At 55.6% G+C, this 16,382-nt stretch carries 14 protein-coding genes, 2 tRNA genes, 1 other RNA gene and 1 pseudogene; 11 read left to right on the top strand and 7 right to left on the bottom strand.

The features are described 5' to 3' along the window. The first annotated feature begins 96 nt into the window (after nt 1-96). The gene (locus K5I40_RS08670) at nt 97-516 is read left to right on the top strand and encodes a DUF3574 domain-containing protein (protein ID WP_223074315.1); all 420 of its coding nucleotides are present in this window, start codon (nt 97-99) and stop codon (nt 514-516) included. Between the two features lie 130 nt (nt 517-646). Here the strand turns inward: K5I40_RS08670 and K5I40_RS08665 are convergent, their stop codons facing one another. After that, nucleotides 647-1,831: a NupC/NupG family nucleoside CNT transporter gene (locus tag K5I40_RS08665; protein ID WP_223074314.1), complete on the bottom strand. Its 1,185-nt coding sequence runs from the start codon at nt 1,829-1,831 to the stop codon at nt 647-649. A gap of 250 nt (nt 1,832-2,081) precedes the next feature. Here K5I40_RS08665 and efeU point away from each other — a divergent pair, with 250 nt between their 5' ends. The 5 genes from efeU to K5I40_RS08640 all read left to right on the top strand — a co-directional run bounded on the left by efeU (nt 2,082) and on the right by K5I40_RS08640 (nt 8,616). Continuing rightward, nucleotides 2,082-2,915: an iron uptake transporter permease EfeU gene (gene efeU / locus K5I40_RS08660; protein WP_223074313.1), complete on the top strand. Its 834-nt coding sequence runs from the start codon at nt 2,082-2,084 to the stop codon at nt 2,913-2,915. A gap of 43 nt (nt 2,916-2,958) precedes the next feature. Beyond that, entirely contained in the window at nt 2,959-4,086 is a 1,128-nt protein-coding gene (efeO, locus tag K5I40_RS08655; protein WP_138368604.1) for an iron uptake system protein EfeO, read from the top strand. 4 nt (nt 4,087-4,090) lie between these two features. Continuing rightward, complete coding sequence (gene efeB, locus K5I40_RS08650; RefSeq protein ID WP_139564741.1) at nt 4,091-5,374, top strand: iron uptake transporter deferrochelatase/peroxidase subunit; 1,284 nt, start codon at nt 4,091-4,093, stop codon at nt 5,372-5,374. Between the two features lie 500 nt (nt 5,375-5,874). Then, nucleotides 5,875-6,669: a phosphate starvation-inducible protein PhoH gene (gene phoH, locus K5I40_RS08645; RefSeq protein ID WP_223074353.1), complete on the top strand. Its 795-nt coding sequence runs from the start codon at nt 5,875-5,877 to the stop codon at nt 6,667-6,669. Nucleotides 6,670-7,122: 453 nt separating this feature from the next. Further along, a complete protein-coding gene (locus tag K5I40_RS08640) occupies nt 7,123-8,616 on the top strand; it encodes a sodium:alanine symporter family protein (RefSeq protein ID WP_039032315.1) in 1,494 nt (497 codons plus the stop codon). A gap of 297 nt (nt 8,617-8,913) precedes the next feature. Here K5I40_RS08640 and K5I40_RS08635 read toward each other — a convergent pair. The 3 genes from K5I40_RS08635 to K5I40_RS08625 form a co-directional block, all read right to left on the bottom strand. Then, nucleotides 8,914-9,001, bottom strand: a tRNA-Ser gene (locus tag K5I40_RS08635). A gap of 146 nt (nt 9,002-9,147) precedes the next feature. Continuing rightward, entirely contained in the window at nt 9,148-9,825 is a 678-nt protein-coding gene (locus K5I40_RS08630; protein ID WP_138368607.1) for an isochorismatase family protein, read from the bottom strand. A 20-nt stretch (nt 9,826-9,845) separates the two neighbouring features. Further along, nucleotides 9,846-10,706, bottom strand: a complete 861-nt coding sequence (locus tag K5I40_RS08625; RefSeq protein WP_138368608.1) for a pirin family protein — start codon at nt 10,704-10,706, stop codon at nt 9,846-9,848. A gap of 110 nt (nt 10,707-10,816) precedes the next feature. Here K5I40_RS08625 and K5I40_RS08620 point away from each other — a divergent pair. Continuing rightward, a pseudogene (locus K5I40_RS08620) lies at nt 10,817-11,707 on the top strand (LysR family transcriptional regulator); the annotation flags it as partial. A gap of 187 nt (nt 11,708-11,894) precedes the next feature. Here K5I40_RS08620 and K5I40_RS08615 read toward each other — a convergent pair. After that, nucleotides 11,895-12,031: non-coding RNA, RtT sRNA (locus K5I40_RS08615), on the bottom strand. Between the two features lie 230 nt (nt 12,032-12,261). Then, nucleotides 12,262-12,349 (bottom strand) — tRNA-Ser (locus tag K5I40_RS08610). A 227-nt stretch (nt 12,350-12,576) separates the two neighbouring features. Here K5I40_RS08610 and ghrA point away from each other — a divergent pair. The 4 genes from ghrA to K5I40_RS08590 all read left to right on the top strand — a co-directional run bounded on the left by ghrA (nt 12,577) and on the right by K5I40_RS08590 (nt 15,490). Continuing rightward, nucleotides 12,577-13,515, top strand: a complete 939-nt coding sequence (gene ghrA / locus K5I40_RS08605; RefSeq protein WP_223074312.1) for a glyoxylate/hydroxypyruvate reductase GhrA — start codon at nt 12,577-12,579, stop codon at nt 13,513-13,515. Between the two features lie 83 nt (nt 13,516-13,598). Next, nucleotides 13,599-14,336 (top strand): phosphatase, encoded by a 738-nt coding sequence (locus tag K5I40_RS08600; RefSeq protein WP_039032320.1) that lies wholly within the window; start codon nt 13,599-13,601, stop codon nt 14,334-14,336. A gap of 20 nt (nt 14,337-14,356) precedes the next feature. Continuing rightward, a complete protein-coding gene (locus K5I40_RS08595; protein ID WP_223074311.1) occupies nt 14,357-14,911 on the top strand; it encodes a molecular chaperone in 555 nt (184 codons plus the stop codon). Between the two features lie 96 nt (nt 14,912-15,007). Then, nucleotides 15,008-15,490, top strand: a complete 483-nt coding sequence (locus tag K5I40_RS08590) for a DUF1097 domain-containing protein (protein ID WP_139564747.1) — start codon at nt 15,008-15,010, stop codon at nt 15,488-15,490. Nucleotides 15,491-15,533: 43 nt separating this feature from the next. Here K5I40_RS08590 and csgG read toward each other — a convergent pair whose 3' ends face one another. After that, nucleotides 15,534-16,367 carry a curli production assembly/transport protein CsgG gene (gene csgG / locus K5I40_RS08585; RefSeq protein ID WP_039032323.1) on the bottom strand — a complete coding sequence of 278 codons (834 nt, stop codon included), beginning with the start codon at nt 16,365-16,367 and terminating at the stop codon, nt 15,534-15,536. Between the last annotated feature and the right edge of the window lie 15 nt (nt 16,368-16,382).

Here is a 16,382-nt window from a genome sequence, read left to right as displayed (position 1 = left end):
GGCCGGGTAAGCGCAAGCGCCACCCGGCTTTTTTCTTGCCAAAACTCAAAAATTACGTTGATATCCTTGTGCTTATAACAATGAGGATAGCAAAGCATGACAATCAAAACAGGGCTAATGGCAGGCGCAATGTTACTGCTGGCAGGCTGTAACGCCCCATCGCACACCCCCGCGGATAATACCTGCAAAGCCGATAATCAGATGCAGCAGACCACCCTCTATTTCGGCCTGAACCGTCCGGCAGGCGAGGCGATCACCGGCCAGGAGTGGCAGCAGTTTGTCGATCGGGACGTCACGCCGCGTTTTCGCGATGGTTTAACGGTGTTTGATGCGCGCGGGCAGTGGCTGGGTAACGACGGGAAAGTGGCGCGCGAGTCGAGCAAGGCGCTGATGCTGATCCACGGCAAAGATGCGCAGAGCGAGAGCAATATCGAGGCATTGCGGGGGATCTATAAAAAGCGCTTCGCCCAGGAGTCGGTGATGCGCGTTGACCAGCCGGTGTGCGTGCAGTTTTAAACCCGCCCGGCGGCGCTGCGCTTGCACGGGCCTACAGGTTTCGTAGGCCGGGTAAGCGTCAGCGCCACCCGGCAAAACAAGCCGCACAATTCGTAGGCCCGTGCAAGCGCTAGCGCCGCCGGGCAATCAATTACAGCACCAGTCCCGCAAAGCTCGCCGACAACAGGCTTACCAGCGTCGCGCCATACACCAGGCGCAGACCAAATCGTGACACCACGTTACCCTGCTGCTCGTTCAGCCCCTTAATCGCCCCGGCGACAATGCCGATAGAGGCAAAGTTGGCGAAGGAAACCAGGAATACTGACAGGATCCCCAGCCCGCGCGGCGTCATCTGAGCGGCAATTTTTTGCAGCTCGATCATCGCCACAAATTCATTCGCCACCAGCTTGGTTGCCATAATGCCGCCCGCGTGCAGGGCATCGCTCAGAGGGATCCCCACCAGCCAGGCCAGCGGATAGAAGACATAACCCAGAATCTGCTGGAAGCTCAAACCAAACAGGCTTGAGAAGAGGGCGTTGACGGCGCTGATCAGGGCGATAAAGCCAATCAGCATCGCCAGAATAATCATCGCCACTTTGAACCCGGCCAGAATATATTCCCCCAGCATCTCAAAGAAACTCTGGGATTCGTGCATCTTCTCGAGCTTAATTTCCGGCTCCGCTTCCGGGCGGGTCGGGTTAATCACCGTCAGGATGATAAAGGTGCTGAACATATTCAGGATCAGCGCCGCCACCACATATTTTGCCTCCAGCATCGTCATATAGGCGCCGACGATGGACAGGGAAACGGTGGACATTGCGGTGGCCGCCATGGTGAACAGACGACGGGACGAGAGATCCCCCAGCACCCCTTTGTAAGCAATGAAGTTTTCTGACTGACCGAGCGTCAGGGAGCTGATGGCGTTAAAGGATTCCAGCTTACCCATGCCGTTCACTTTCGACAGCAGGATGCCGACAACGCGAATAATCACCGGCAGAATGCGCCAGTGCTGCAGAATACCGATCAGCGCGGAAATAAAGATAATTGGGCACAGGACGCCAAGGAAAATAAACGCCAGCCCTTTTTCACCCATCCCGCCAAATACAAAGTTGGTCCCTTCGGCGGCATATTTCAGTAACGACTCAAAGAAGCCCGAGACGTACTGAATAACAAACAGGCCGCTTTCGGCGTGGAGGAAAAAGAACGCCAGCGCAATCTCAATAACGATAAGTTGAATGACGTAACGAATGCGAACGCTGCGGCGGTCGAAGCTGACCAGCCAGGCCAGCGCAAGGATAACCACCAGCGCCAGCAGGAAGTGCAGGAATTGATACATAGTTGATTTTCAGCAGATTAGTGAGGCGCACATTTAGCCACAGCCTGCCGTAACCGTAAATGAACTTTTAAGTCTTAACTTATAAACCTTTTAATCACTTAAGTGATTATGTTTACGTTATGGTTTTACATCCTGTCATCAAAATGCAGCATATTTCGCTTGTATTTCTTATTGCCGTAATGATAATCACTATCACAAGAATTTACCTTTCTTTGCATCAGTTGACGGCGAAAAACATTTAAGGTGTCGCATGTTTGTTCCATTTCTCATTATGTTACGTGAAGGGCTCGAAGCAGCCTTAATTGTCAGCCTTATTGCCAGCTATCTGAAACGCACCCAGCGGGGCCGCTGGATCGGCGTCATGTGGATTGGCGTCTTCCTTGCCGCCGCGCTGTGTCTGGGTCTGGGTATTGCCATCAACGAAACCACCGGCGAATTCCCGCAGAAAGAGCAGGAGCTGTTCGAAGGGATCGTGGCGGTGATTGCAGTGGTGATCCTCACCTGGATGGTGTTCTGGATGCGCAAGGTGTCGCGTAACGTCAAGGTCCAGCTGGAACAGGCGGTGGACAGCGCCCTGGCGAAGGGCAATCACCACGGCTGGGCGCTGATTATGATGGTCTTTTTCGCCGTGGCGCGGGAAGGGCTGGAGTCGGTCTTCTTCCTGCTCGCCGCTTTCCAGCAGGATGTCGGGATCTGGCCGCCGCTGGGCGCGGTGCTGGGCCTGGCGACCGCGGTGGTGCTCGGTTTTCTGATCTACTGGGGCGGCATTCGTCTCAACCTGGGCGTCTTCTTCAAATGGACCAGCCTGTTTATTCTGCTGGTGGCCGCCGGGCTGGCCGCGGGCGCGATCCGCGCCTTCCACGAGGCGGGCCTGTGGAACCACTTCCAGGATATGGCGTTCGACTTCAGTAACGTCCTCTCCACCCATTCCCTGACCGGCACCCTGCTCGAAGGCATCTTCGGTTATCAGGAAGCGCCGAGCGTCAGCGAAGTGGCGATGTATTTCATCTATCTCATTCCGGCGCTGGCGCTGTTCTTTATGCCCCCGCGTGCAGGCACGCAGCCGTCGCGGTCTGCGCCCTGAAGTGCTCAATGTAGTTACAACATACTTTTAAAAGGGAAAGGTCATGGCAATCCATTTTCGTCGTAGTGCGTTACAGGCTGGCGTGGCAGCGCTGATTGCGTCTGCATTTGCGGCCCAGGCCGCGGATGTCCCGCAGGTGAAAGTCACCGTCAATGATAAGCAGTGTGAGCCGATGACCATCACGGTCAACAGCGGCAAAACCCAGTTCATTATCCAGAACCACAGTCAGAAAGCGCTGGAGTGGGAGATCCTGAAAGGGGTGATGGTGGTGGAAGAGCGTGAAAACATCGCGCCGGGCTTCAGCCAGAAGATGACCGCCAACCTGCAGCCGGGCGAATACGACATGACCTGCGGCCTGCTGACCAACCCGAAAGGCAAGCTGATTGTTAAAGGCGCCGCCACCGCCGATGCCGCCAAAGGCGAGGCGCTGCTGAGCCTGGGCGACGCCATTACCGCCTATAAAGCGTATGTCACCAAAGAGACCGCCGATCTGGTCGCGGGCACTAAAGCCTTTACCGACGCGGTGAAGGCGGGCGATATCGAAAAAGCGAAATCGCTGTACGCGCCAACCCGTCAGCACTACGAGCGCATCGAGCCGATTGCCGAGCTGTTCTCCGATCTCGACGGCAGCATCGACGCCCGTGAAGACGACTACGAGCAGAAAGCTGCCGATCCGAAATTCACCGGCTTTCACCGTCTGGAAAAAGCGCTGTTTGGCGACAACTCCACCAAAGGGATGGAGCAGTATGCGGAGCAGTTGAACAGCGATGTGCTGGATCTGCAAAAACGCATCAGCGAATTGGCCTTCCCGCCGTCAAAAGTGGTGGGCGGCGCAGCCGGTCTGATTGAAGAAGTGGCGGCCAGCAAGATCAGCGGGGAAGAAGATCGCTACAGCCATACCGACCTGTGGGACTTCCAGGCCAACGTCGAGGGGGCTCAGAAGATTGTTGACCTGCTGCGTCCGCAGCTGCAAAAAGACAACAGCGAACTGCTGGCAAAAGTGGATGCTAACTTCAAGAAAGTGACCACCATTCTGGCGAAATACCGCACCAAAGACGGCTTTGAGACCTACGACAAGCTGACCGATGCCGACCGTAATGCCCTGAAAGGGCCGATTACTACTCTGGCAGAAGATCTGGCTCAGCTGCGTGGTGTCCTGGGCCTGGATTAATTCGATGAACAAGCATGATGAGTACGACGTCGCTGAACCTTCACGGCGTCGGTTGTTAAAAGGGGTAGGGGCGCTTGGCGGCGCTCTTGCTCTGGCAGGTGGCTGTCCGGTGGCGCATGCGGCAAAACCGCAGAGTGCGCCGGGCACGCTCTCCCCGGATGCGCGGATGGAGACCCAGCCGTTTCATGGCCTGCATCAGGCGGGGATCTTAACCCCGCAGCAGGCCTCGATGATGCTGGTGGCCTTTGACGTGCTGGCCAGCGATAAAAGCGAGCTGGAACGCCTGTTCCGCCTGCTGACCCAGCGCATCACCTTTTTGACCACCGGCGGCCCGGCACCCGACACACCGAACCCGCGTCTGCCGCCGATGGACTCCGGGATCCTGGGGGCCTTTATCGCTCCGGATAACCTGACTATGACGGTGTCGCTGGGGGCGTCGCTTTTTGACGATCGCTTCGGCCTGGCCGGGCTGAAACCTAAATCACTGCAGAAGATGGTGCGTTTCCCGAATGATTCGCTGGATGCGGCGCTGTGTCATGGCGATCTGCTGATCCAGATCTGTGCCAACACACAGGACACGGTGATCCACGCCCTGCGGGATCTGATCAAGCACACCCCGGATCTACTGAGCGTGCGCTGGAAGCGGGAAGGGTTTATCTCTGACCACGCCGCGCGCAGCAAAGGCAAAGAGACGCCGGTGAACCTGCTTGGCTTTAAGGATGGCACTGCCAACCCCGACAGCCAGGATGCGCCGCTGATGGATCGCGTGGTATGGGTGACGGCGGATCAGGGCGAACCGGCCTGGACGGTGGGCGGCAGCTATCAGGCGGTGCGCATCATCCAGTTTCGCGTTGAGTTCTGGGACCGGACGCCGCTCAAAGAGCAGCAGACCATTTTTGGCCGCGACAAGCAAAGCGGTGCGCCGCTGGGCATGAAGAACGAACACGACGTGCCGGATTACGCCAGCGATCCGGACGGTAATGTTATCGCCCTCGACAGCCATATCCGTCTTGCCAATCCGCGCACGAAGGAGACCGAGCAAAACCTGATGATGCGCCGGGGATACAGCTACTCGCTGGGGGTGACCAACTCCGGTCAGCTGGATATGGGGCTGCTGTTTGTCTGCTTCCAGCACGATCTGGAGAAGGGCTTTTTGACCGTCCAGAAGCGCCTGAACGGCGAAGCGCTGGAAGAGTACGTGAAGCCGATTGGCGGGGGCTACTTCTTTGCCCTGCCGGGCGTGCAGAATAAAAACGGCTGGCTGGCACAGGGTCTGCTCGAAGCCTGATTAGCGTCCCGCTTAACCCTTAAGCGGGATGATTTTTTTCCGTCTCTCTATCTCCTTGTTATAATTCTGTAATAGTCCGATAGCAGACTAAGTGAAACTGTAGGTCGAGTCTTAAAAGTTGCATTCGGGTAAAATAAATGTTGCATTCATGCTAAATCCTGATGTACTTACTTTAAGAAAGCGGTAAACCTTACAGTGAACATGAATCACTCTGGAGATCGCCGATGGTTGGGTCCTGTACTGGACAAGGTAAACGTAACAACCGCAGCACCCGGCGCGGAGGCTCAAACTCCGGCAGCGATCTCTTCACCGAAAAATTCTCCCCCTCCACAGCAAATCCTGATTTTACCGACCCGTCGAATGGTGAGCATAGCGATCCGGCGGCGTCATTTAACCAAGCAAGCTATGGCTTAGAAGGAAGCCAACCCTCAGATGTTTGTTCGCCTAATCGCACTGATTCCGGTGCGAGTGATGAATACCAACAACTCAAGGTGCTATCCATGGGAAGACAAAAAGCAGTGATCAAAGCTCGTCGTGAAGCGAAACGTGTGCTGAGACGGGATTCACGTAGCCATAAACAGCGTGAAGAAGAGTCGGTCACCTCGCTTGTGCAGATGAGTGGCGTTGAAGCAATTGGCATGGCGCGGGACAGCCGTGATACCACCCCAATTGTGGCGCGCAATGACGCTCAGGCGCAGTACCTGAATGCTATTGAGAATAAGTCGCTTATTTTCGCCACCGGCGAAGCCGGTTGCGGGAAAACCTGGATAAGTGCAGCCAAGGCGGCGGAGGCTCTGATTCATAAGGACGTCGATAAGATCATTGTGACCCGTCCGGTATTGCAGGCTGATGAAGATCTCGGCTTCTTACCTGGCGATATTTCGGAGAAGTTTGCCCCCTATTTCCGGCCCGTCTACGATGTGCTGGTGAAACGGTTGGGTGCATCTTTTATGCAGTACTGCCTGCGTCCCGAAATTGGTAAGGTAGAAATTGCGCCGTTCGCCTATATGCGCGGACGTACATTTGAAAATGCAGTTGTGATTCTCGACGAGGCTCAGAACGTAACTGCTGCGCAAATGAAGATGTTTTTAACGCGCCTCGGGGAAAACGTGACGGTGATCGTGAACGGGGATATCACCCAGTGCGACCTGCCGGCCGGCGTCAAATCGGGTCTGAGCGATGCGCTGGCACGTTTCGAAGAGGATGAGATGGTGGGCATCGTACGGTTCGATAAAGACGATTGCGTACGTTCGGCGCTCTGCCAGCGGACGCTGCAGGTCTACTCCCGGTCATAGCATAACCTTCTCGTTTTACTTGCTTCCTGTAACCCCTTCCCGGCGTAATGCCGGGAAGCTGCGTCTGATTCCTCGGTTGAAATGCACCTGCGGTTGTCTTTCACAAGATCATATTATGATGATGACATATTTATTTCGTATAGAAAATGCCGGGTATTACGCGGTGTTTTGCTGTATTTATAAGTCTTGTTGTTAACTCAACAGGCTTTTTAATAAAAATGACAGAAGTGTGATATTAATTCGTAATACCCACAAAATATGTATGAAAACCATGATCAGGCTAATTATAAATAATCAATTAAACGTGAATGTTGTCACAATTCATTACTGCCAGCCGAATATTAAGTTGGTAACTTTCGGGCTATTATCTATGTTTCGTAGTCATTCAAACACAATTCTAAAAAGAAACTCCCGGGAAGACTTTTCTCTGGAACATCACGCTGAGGGCCATACATGAACGAACTGGTTAGTGCAATTAATGGTGTTATCTGGAGCCCGGCGTTAATATTTTTATGCCTGGGTGTTGGCCTCTATTTCTCACTGCGTAGTCGCTTTTTACAATTACGCCATGTCAAACATATGGTGGCTCTGATGTTCCAGGGGCGTGCCACGGATGCAGGCGTATCGTCGTTTCAGGCACTGACAATGACGCTGGCGGGGCGCGTGGGGACCGGTAACATCGCGGGTGTGGCAACCGCCATTACCTTTGGCGGGCCGGGAGCGCTATTCTGGATGTGGATGGTGGCGTTTTTGGGTGCCAGCTCCGCTTTTGTTGAATCCACTCTGGGTCAGGTTTATAAAGAAAAAATTAACGGCGAATATCGTGGCGGTCCTGCCTTCTATATTGAAAAAGGTTTGGGCGTGAAATGGTACGCATGGTTATTTGCTATTGTGACTATTTTCTCCTGCGGCTTATTACTTCCTGGTGTACAGGCAAACTCTATTGGCGCCAGCCTGGATATTGCCTTTGGCCTCGATCCAAATGTCACCGCCGCATTATTGGCTATATTATTAAGTTTCATTATTTTTGGTGGTGTGAAAAGGATCGCCAGCTTTAGCAGCATGGTCGTTCCTTTTATGGCGCTCGGCTATATTATTGTCGCCTGCGTTATTATCGCCATTAATATTGAGCAACTTCCTTCTGTTATTCTGCTGATCTGGAAAAGCGCATTTGGCCTTGAAGCAGGCTTTGGTGCTGTTCTGGGGCAGGCAATAATGTGGGGCGTTAAGCGCGGGGTATATTCCAACGAGGCGGCGCAAGGTACAGGGCCACATGCTTCCTCAGCGGCCGAAGTGAGCCATCCGGCGAAACAGGGCCTGGTTCAGGCCTTCTCAGTCTATATCGACACGCTGTTCGTCTGCTCCGCGACCGGGTTCATGCTGTTGATTACCGGGTTGTATAACGTTCAGGGCGTCGATGGCGCGGCAATCTATACAGGTATTGCAGGCGTGGCAGCGGGCCCTGGCTATGTGCAGACCGCCATGGAAAGCATGATGCCTGGTTTTGGTAATTACTTCGTTGCCATTGCGCTGTTCTTCTTTGCTTTCACCACTATTATTGCCTACTACTATATTGCTGAAACAAATATCGCGTATATCAACCGTAAAATTCACCGCCCGTGGCTGACGTTCTTGCTGAAAATATGCCTGTTAACGTCCACGGTATATGGCACCGTGCGTACTGCAGATCTGGCATGGGGGTTGGGCGATATTGGGGTCGGCCTGATGGCGTGGCTTAACATTATTGCAATTGTTCTTTTACATAAAAAAGCATTTGCCAGTCTTAAAGATTATGAAAGCCAGAAGGCGCAAGGTATCGATCCGCAATTTGATCCGATTCGACTTGGGATTAAAAATGCCGATCACTGGGTTAAAGACCGTAAAGATGAAAAGGATGCGAGCCTGGGTCAGACATCTTCACTGTCGGGAAATCGTACACTAAGTTGATGGTGCAAAAAGAGCCCGTATGAAAGTACGGGCTCTTTTTTTATATGGCGGTGAGAAGGTTAAGGGTCTGGATTCCGTGAACATGCCTGATGGCGCTTCGCTTATCAGGCCTACGGGATTGAGGCCGGGTAACGCTTTGTTCCCTCGCCCCTTTGGGCAGCCTGTTCGCTGCGCTCTCAGTCTGTCCAACTGGCTGTCGCCAGTTGTCGAACCCCGGTCGGGGGTTCTTATCCTTCCCTCTCGGGAGAATATAAAAGAAAAGAGCCCGTACTTGCGTACGAGCTCTCATCTCGAATATGGCGGTGAGGGAGGGATTCGAACCCTCGATACGTTGCCGTATACACACTTTCCAGGCGTGCTCCTTCAGCCACTCGGACACCTCACCATATTGTTTTGCTGCCTTTCCTCTCGGGGGCAACGGGGCGCTACTATAGGGAGTCGGGCTAAAACGGTCAAGCAGATTTTATGCTTTACTGCGCGTTCGGTTAAGCAATAAGCAGCTCCACGGTTTTCAGGCCGTGGAGCGAGCCATTAGCGCTGTGAATCGAGCGCCTCACCGTTCTTCACCACCTCTTGCGCCTTGCCGTAGCTTTCAATCAGCAGCTGATACGCCGGGAAGATATGGGTATAGACTTCCGCCCACTGCGCCGCATCTTCACGATTCCAGGTGCGCTGGATCTCCGAGGCGACAGCGGCGGTATCCATTGGCACTACGCCTGCCTGCACCACACGCGCCAGGGTGATCTCCTGGGCCATTTTGCTGTAGGTGCCCGATGCGTCGATCACTGCAAACACCTTATAGCCGTCGGCCACCGCGCTGATTGACGGGAAGGCCATGCAGACGCTGGTGATGGTCCCGGCGATAATCAGCGTTTTACGTCCGGTCGCCTTCACGGCGGCCACGAACTCCGGGTTGTCCCAGGCGTTAATCTCACCTTTACGCGCCACGTACTGCGCATGCGGCGCATTGGCGTGGATCTCCGGGATCAGCGGCCCGTTTGGCCCCTGCGGCACGGAGGCCGTGGTGATCACCGGGATATTCGCCAGGCTGGCGATTTTCGCCAGCGCCGCGGCGCGGGCGCGCAGTTCCGGCATCGGCATGTCGCCGACGGTCTGGAACAGGCCGCTCTGGTGATCGATTAGCAGCATCACTGCATCATTCACATCAATCGCCGGACGTGCGCCGTTAAAGTTAGCGGGGGTAGACATGATTCTCTCCTTTATTACATTCAGATCTGACCGAAGCGGCCGGAATTGAAATCGCGAATGGCTTCGGCGATTTCGCTTTTACTGTTCATCACAAACGGGCCATAGCCCACAATCGGTTCATTCAGGGGCTCCCCGGCCATCAGCAGCACTTTGGCGTCGCTGCTGGCTTCCAGATGGAGCGTCTCTCCCTGCTGGCTCAGCACCGCCATCTGGGCTTCACCTGCCTCTGCGGTGCCGTTCACCGTCACGTTGCCCTCCAGCACCACCAGCGCGGTGCTCCAGCCTTCAGGCTGAGTCAGCGTGAGATGGCTGCCCTGACGCAGGGTGAGATCCCAGACATTCAGCGGCGAGTAAGTGTGCGCCGGGCCGGTAGTCTCTTCGTAGCGACCGGCGATCACCCGCAGCGAGCCGCTGTTGTCGGGCAGCGTCACCACCGGAATCTGGCTTTTGGTGATGCTCTGATAGCCCGGCGTCGCCATCTTGTCTTTCGCGGGCAGATTGACCCACAGCTGCATCATTTTTAGCTCGCCGCCTTTCTGCGCAAAGGCGCTGGAGTGGAACTCCTCGTGCAGAATACCGGCGCCCGCCGTCATCCACTGCACGTCCCCCGGGCCAATCACGCCGCCTTTACCGGTTGAGTCGCGATGCTCCACTTCGCCGGAATAGACGATGGTGACCGTTTCAAAGCCACGGTGGGGATGCTCACCCACGCCGCGTTTTGCGCCATCCGCCGGGAAGGTGTAAGGCCCGGCATAATCGAGCAGTAAAAACGGGCTCAGCGGCTCACCCTGTGTCTGGTAAGAAAACATCGAACGCACCGGGAAACCGTCGCCAACCCAGTGCTGACGGGGTGCGGTATAAATGCCTGTAACGTTTTTCATGGTGTTCTCCTGATGTTCTGTTGATGTAATTAGCTTATATTCAGGTTTAATATCCCGGTAGATAGTGAAAATAAGTTGCACTGTTCTGTTTATGGAACGATGAGGGCGTGATGCAGGATCTCAATGATTTCGTGTGGTTTGTGAAGGTGGTCGATCACGGTGGCTTTGCGGCGGCGGGTCGGGCGCTGGATCTGCCAAAATCCCGGCTCAGCCGACGGATAGCCCAGCTTGAGGCGCGGCTTGGCGTGCGTCTGATCCAGCGGACCACGCGCCAGTTTACGGTAACGGAGGTGGGGCAGACCTTCTATCAGCACTGCAAGGCGATGCTGGTGGAGGCCGAGGCGGCGGAAGAGGCGGTTGCGGCGTTGCAGGCTGAACCGCGCGGCATGGTGCGGATCACCTGCCCGGTCACGCTGCTGCACGTTCACGTCGGGCCGATGCTGGCAAGGTTTATGGCGCGCTATCCCGGCATTAATCTGCAGCTGGAAGCGACTAACCGGCGGGTGGACCTGGTGGCAGAGGGCATTGATATTGCTATCCGGGTGCGTCCTCGCCCGTTTGACGACAGCGATCTGGTCCTGCGGGTACTGGCCGACAGGGGGCATTGCCTGGTGGCGGGGCCAGAGCTGATTCAGCGCCTGGGCGTGCCGACAATGCCGTCGGAGCTCAGTGCCTGGCCCGGCTTGAGTCTGGGGGAGGGGAGGCAGATCCATAAATGGGCATTAAGCGGGCCCGAAGGGGCAAAGGCCGAGGTCCATTTTCAGCCGCGCCTTATTACCACCGACATGCTGGCGCTGCGGGAAGCGGCGATAGCGGGGGTAGGGCTGGTGCAGTTACCCATTTTGATGGTCAAAGACCAGCTGGCGTCCGGGGCGTTAATAAAAGTGCTGGAGGCATGGGAGCCGCGGCGGGAAGTTATTCACGCGGTTTATCCCTCCCGGCGCGGGCTGTTGCCGTCAGTCAGAACGCTGGTGGATTTTTTGACGCGAGGATGGTGGAGGAATGATTGGGGGTCAGGTTTTGATTTTGTAGGTCGGGTAAGCGAAGCGCCACCCGTCGCTTTTTTCCCCTCTCCCCTTTGGGGAGAGGGTCAGGGTGAGGGGCCCAGCCCGCACGGTGCCGCATCTGGCTCCGGGAGAATATAAAAGAAAAGAGCCCGTACTTTCGTACGAGCTCTCATCTCGAATATGGCGGTGAGGGGGGGATTGACTCGCTTCGCTCGCCCTTCGGGCAGCCCACTCACTGCGTTCGTGGTCTGTCCAACTGGCTGTCGCAAGTTGTCGAACCCCGGTCGGGGGTTCTCATCCCCCCTGCAGGCGTGCACTATGCGAAAAAAAAGCCCGCATTTTCATGCGAGCTCTTCTTTAAATATGGCGGTGAGGGGGGGATTGACTCGCTTCGCTCGCCCTTCGGGCAGCCCACTCACTACGTTCGTGGTCTGTCCAACTGGCTGTCGCCAGTTGTCGAACCCTCGGTCGGGGGTTCTCATCCCCCCTGCGGGCGTGCACTATGCGAAAAAAAAGCCCGCATTTTCATGCGAGCTCTTCTTTAAATATGGCGGTGAGGGGGGGATTCGAACCCCCGATACGTTGCCGTATACACACTTTCCAGGCGTGCTCCTTCAGCCACTCGGACACCTCACCATATTGTTATCCCGTTGCTGCCGGGACGGGCGCTAATGTAAGGAAAAGCCTGACTGACGTCAATCAACTTTTTCAGTAAATTAGCGCGTTAAGACAAACTTCAACCAACATGATTTTTAATTGCGCTGAAAGCGCCTTTTTTATCAACAACACCCCGGTCGCAAATTTTGTTATGCTGCAATGCAGTTGAAAATGAACGTAAAACAGCGCAACAGAAGGCAATCGCAATGGACATTATTTTTTACCACCCGACATTTGATAACGCTTACTGGATAAAAACACTCTCGGCGGCGCTGCCGGGCGCGCGGGTGCGGGAGTGGAAGCGCGGCGATAATGAACCGGCAGATTACGCTCTGGTGTGGCATCCGCCGGTTGAGATGCTGCAGGGCCGTAACCTGAAAGCGGTATTTGCCCTCGGGGCCGGGGTGGACTCGATCCTCAGCAAGCTCAAGGCGCACCCGGAAATGCTGGCGGAGTCGATCCCGCTGTTCCGCCTCGAAGACACCGGTATGGGCCAGCAGATGCAGGAGTATGCCGTAAGCCAGGTGCTACACTGGTTCCGCCGGTTCGACGACTATCAGGCGCTGAAACAGCAGGCCCGCTGGGAACCGCTGGCCGATTACCCGCGCGAAGAGTTTACCATCGGCATCCTCGGCGCCGGGGTATTGGGATCGAAAGTGACAGAAGCGCTGGCACCCTGGGGCTTCCCGCTGCGATGCTGGAGCCGTACCCGCAAGAGTTACCCTGGCGTCACCAGCTTTGCCGGGAAAGAAGAACTGCCGCAGTTTTTACAGGGCACGCGGGTGCTGATTAACCTGCTGCCGAATACGGCTGAAACCGTCGGCATCATCAATAAGGACCTTATCAGCCAGATGGCGGATAACAGCTATCTGATGAACCTGGCGCGCGGTGTACACGTGGTGGAGGCCGATCTGCTGGCGGCGCTTGAGAGCGGCAAGCTGAAAGGCGCGATGCTGGATGTCTACAGCAAAGAGCCGTTACCCGCTGACAATGCCCTGTGGGCGCACCCGCGCGTGGCGATGACGCCGCACATTGCAGCAGTGACGCGTCCGGCAGAAGCCATCGACTATATTGCCCGCACCATCTCCCAACTGGAGAAGGGCGAGCAGGTCACCGGGCAGGTCGACAGACAGCGCGGTTACTGAGTCAAACCCGGCGATTGCCGGGTTTTTGCTAATAAACGCCCGGGATAACTGCTATCCTTTGGGAAACACGAGAGGAGAGAACGATGTACCCCGTTGACCTGCATATGCACACCGTCGCCAGTACCCACGCCTACAGCAACCTTCATGACTACATCGCCCAGGCTAAACAAAAGCACATCAAACTCTTTGCGATCACCGATCATGGCCCGGATATGGCTGATGCGCCGCACTACTGGCACTTTGTGAATATGCGCATCTGGCCACGGGTGGTGGACGGCGTCGGGATCCTGCGCGGCATTGAAGCCAATATCAAAAACACCCAGGGTGAAATTGACTGTACCGGCCCGATGCTCACCTCTCTGGATCTGATCCTCGCCGGTTTTCACGAGCCGGTTTTCGCGCCTCAGGATCGGGCGACCAACACCGAGGCGATGATCGCCACTATCGCCAGCGGTAACGTACATATCATCAGCCATCCGGGTAACCCGAAATATCCCATCGACATTCAGGCTGTCGCCCGGGCGGCGGCAGAGCATCGCGTGGCGCTGGAGATCAACAACTCCTCCTTTATTCACTCCCGCAAGGGCAGTGAAGCGAACTGCCGGGCAGTAGCGGCGGCGGTGAAGGAGGCCGGTGGCTATGTGGCGCTGGGATCGGATTCCCACACTGCCTTCACGCTGGGTGATTTTAGCGAATGCCGCAAAGTCCTCGACGATGTAGACTTCCCGGAAGATCGCATTCTCAACGTCACGCCGCGCCGGATGCTGGATTTCCTCGAGTCTCGCGGCATGGCGCCAATTGCTGAATTTGCCGAATTTTAACTGTGTAATGGACTAAATAAATGAATGAGTTTTCCATCCTCTGTCGCGTACTGGGTTCTCTTTACTATCGCCAGCCGCAGGATCCGCTGCTGGTGCCGCTGTTAACCTTGATCCGCGAAGGCAAGCTGGCCCAGAACTGGCCACTTGAGCAGGATGAGCTGTTGCAGCGTCTGCAAAACAGCTGTGATATGCAGCAGGTGGCCGCCGATTACAATGCGCTGTTTGTGGGCGAAGAGTGCCGCGTGTCGCCGTATCGCTCCGCATGGGAAGAGGGCGCAACCGAAGCCGAAGTGCGCGCGTTTCTTTCTGCACGCGGGATGCCGTTGACCGATACCCCGGCCGATCATATCGGTACGCTGCTGCTGGCGGCCTCGTGGATTGAAGATCATGCGGCGGAAGATGAAAACGAGGCGCTGGAAACCCTGTTTGGGGAGTACATCCTGCCGTGGTGCGGGGCGTTTCTCGGTAAGGTCGAAGCGTATGCCACCACTCCATTCTGGCGCACCATGGCGCCACTCACCCGTGACGCCATTGCCGCTATGTGGGACGAACTGCAGGAAGAGAATGAAGAGTGATTTAGATCACTCTTTACATGTAACAGCAAATCTCAATTTGCATATTATGTGTTCCTGATCGCATTTCATGGCCGCGTATCTGCTAAGATGCGCGCCATGAACATACTACTCTCTATCGCAATCACGACAGGCATCCTCTCCGGGATATGGGGTTGGGTTGCCGTCTCTCTCGGACTCCTCAGTTGGGCGGGCTTCCTCGGCTGCACGGCCTACTTTGCCTGCCCGCAGGGCGGCGTGAAGGGGCTGTTTATCTCGGCATGTACCCTAATGAGCGGCGTGGCCTGGGCGATGATTATCATCCACGGCAGCGCGCTGGCACCGCATCTGGAAATCCTGGGCTACGTCATGACCGGCGTGGTGGCGTTTCTGATGTGCATTCAGGCAAAACATCTGCTGCTGTCATTTGTCCCTGGCACCTTCATGGGGGCCTGCGCCACCTTTGCAGGGCAGGGGGACTGGAAGCTGGTGGTGCCTTCGCTGGCGCTGGGGCTGGTGTTTGGTTACGCCATGAAAAACAGCGGACTGTGGCTGGCGGCGCGACGGGAACGAACGCGCAACGTCACGGCGCTGAGCAAATAAAAAAAGGCGAGACCCGGGTCTCGCCTTTTTAATGCGCTTTCTGTCAGGATTCTGGCGGCGTCGACATCTCGCGGTATTTCACCAGAATATCGTTTTTCACTTCGTTTTTGTTTTGCAGGTCCCACAGTCCGCGATCGATACCGTCGTTAATCAGGAAGATCACCCCGGTTTCAATTGCCGACATCAGGCAGAGCATGACCGGCTCGTTAGAGGTATACCCGATTTCGCCTTCCAGCAGACGCTGGTAGTCGATGAAGCGGAACACCCCGGCCTGCACTTCGTACGAGAGAATCGTTTTGCTGGTGGTAACGGACGACAGGATTTCGCCGGTACTGACGTTGACCACACGCAGGTTCACCGCAATCTGGTCAAGCTGGTACTGCGTATCGCCGCCGATACCGAAGTAACGGGCCCCCACACCGCCCGATTTGACGTTACTTTCGTAGCCGATAATCGAACCTTCAACCATGACGTTCGCGGCCGTAAGCGAATGCAACGGAATACGGTTGTTCATCGCTACGGTGCCGTTATCCTGCGCAGCACGAATGATCTTACGTTCGTTAAGCAGGTTCTGCAGCCCCTGACGTTCCAGAGGAATAAACCAGCGTGAGTCTTTTAACGCAGTGACCAGCATGGCGGTGGCGCTTTGCGGTACAGCCGTTGAGAAGTTACTTGCCGGATACGGTTTAAATTGCCCGGTTTCATCCTGAATATTATAAACCGACACGTAAATCTTACCCGTTGGCAAAGGCAATTTGGTTAAATCACGATAGCTCTGGGCGCGAGGCATTAATGTCGGTTTCGCTGCTTCTTTCGGCGGAGCAGTTAAACAACCGCTCAATAAGCACACTGCAACAAGGAGGAGAAAGCGCTGCATGATTATTGTCCTTAT

Origin of the sequence: Leclercia sp. LTM14, from assembly GCF_023736175.1 — a bacterium.
Classification (GTDB): domain Bacteria; phylum Pseudomonadota; class Gammaproteobacteria; order Enterobacterales; family Enterobacteriaceae; genus Enterobacter; species Enterobacter barmai.
Note: the sequence above shows the minus strand (reverse complement) of the source record. Positions and strands in the feature narration are given on the sequence as shown.

Coding starts and splice junctions, on each gene's coding strand:
- K5I40_RS08595 (WP_223074311.1), top strand. CDS start 14,357: ATGAATGAGTTTTCCATCCTCTGTCGCGTACTGGGTTCTCTTTACTAT.
- csgG (WP_039032323.1), bottom strand. CDS start 16,367: ATGCAGCGCTTTCTCCTCCTTGTTGCAGTGTGCTTATTGAGCGGTTGT.
- ghrA (WP_223074312.1), top strand. CDS start 12,577: ATGGACATTATTTTTTACCACCCGACATTTGATAACGCTTACTGGATA.
- K5I40_RS08630 (WP_138368607.1), bottom strand. CDS start 9,825: ATGTCTACCCCCGCTAACTTTAACGGCGCACGTCCGGCGATTGATGTG.
- K5I40_RS08640 (WP_039032315.1), top strand. CDS start 7,123: ATGAACGAACTGGTTAGTGCAATTAATGGTGTTATCTGGAGCCCGGCG.
- K5I40_RS08590 (WP_139564747.1), top strand. CDS start 15,008: ATGAACATACTACTCTCTATCGCAATCACGACAGGCATCCTCTCCGGG.
- phoH (WP_223074353.1), top strand. CDS start 5,875: ATGGGAAGACAAAAAGCAGTGATCAAAGCTCGTCGTGAAGCGAAACGT.
- efeU (WP_223074313.1), top strand. CDS start 2,082: ATGTTTGTTCCATTTCTCATTATGTTACGTGAAGGGCTCGAAGCAGCC.
- K5I40_RS08625 (WP_138368608.1), bottom strand. CDS start 10,706: ATGAAAAACGTTACAGGCATTTATACCGCACCCCGTCAGCACTGGGTT.
- K5I40_RS08600 (WP_039032320.1), top strand. CDS start 13,599: ATGTACCCCGTTGACCTGCATATGCACACCGTCGCCAGTACCCACGCC.
- efeO (WP_138368604.1), top strand. CDS start 2,959: ATGGCAATCCATTTTCGTCGTAGTGCGTTACAGGCTGGCGTGGCAGCG.
- K5I40_RS08665 (WP_223074314.1), bottom strand. CDS start 1,831: ATGTATCAATTCCTGCACTTCCTGCTGGCGCTGGTGGTTATCCTTGCG.
- efeB (WP_139564741.1), top strand. CDS start 4,091: ATGAACAAGCATGATGAGTACGACGTCGCTGAACCTTCACGGCGTCGG.
- K5I40_RS08670 (WP_223074315.1), top strand. CDS start 97: ATGACAATCAAAACAGGGCTAATGGCAGGCGCAATGTTACTGCTGGCA.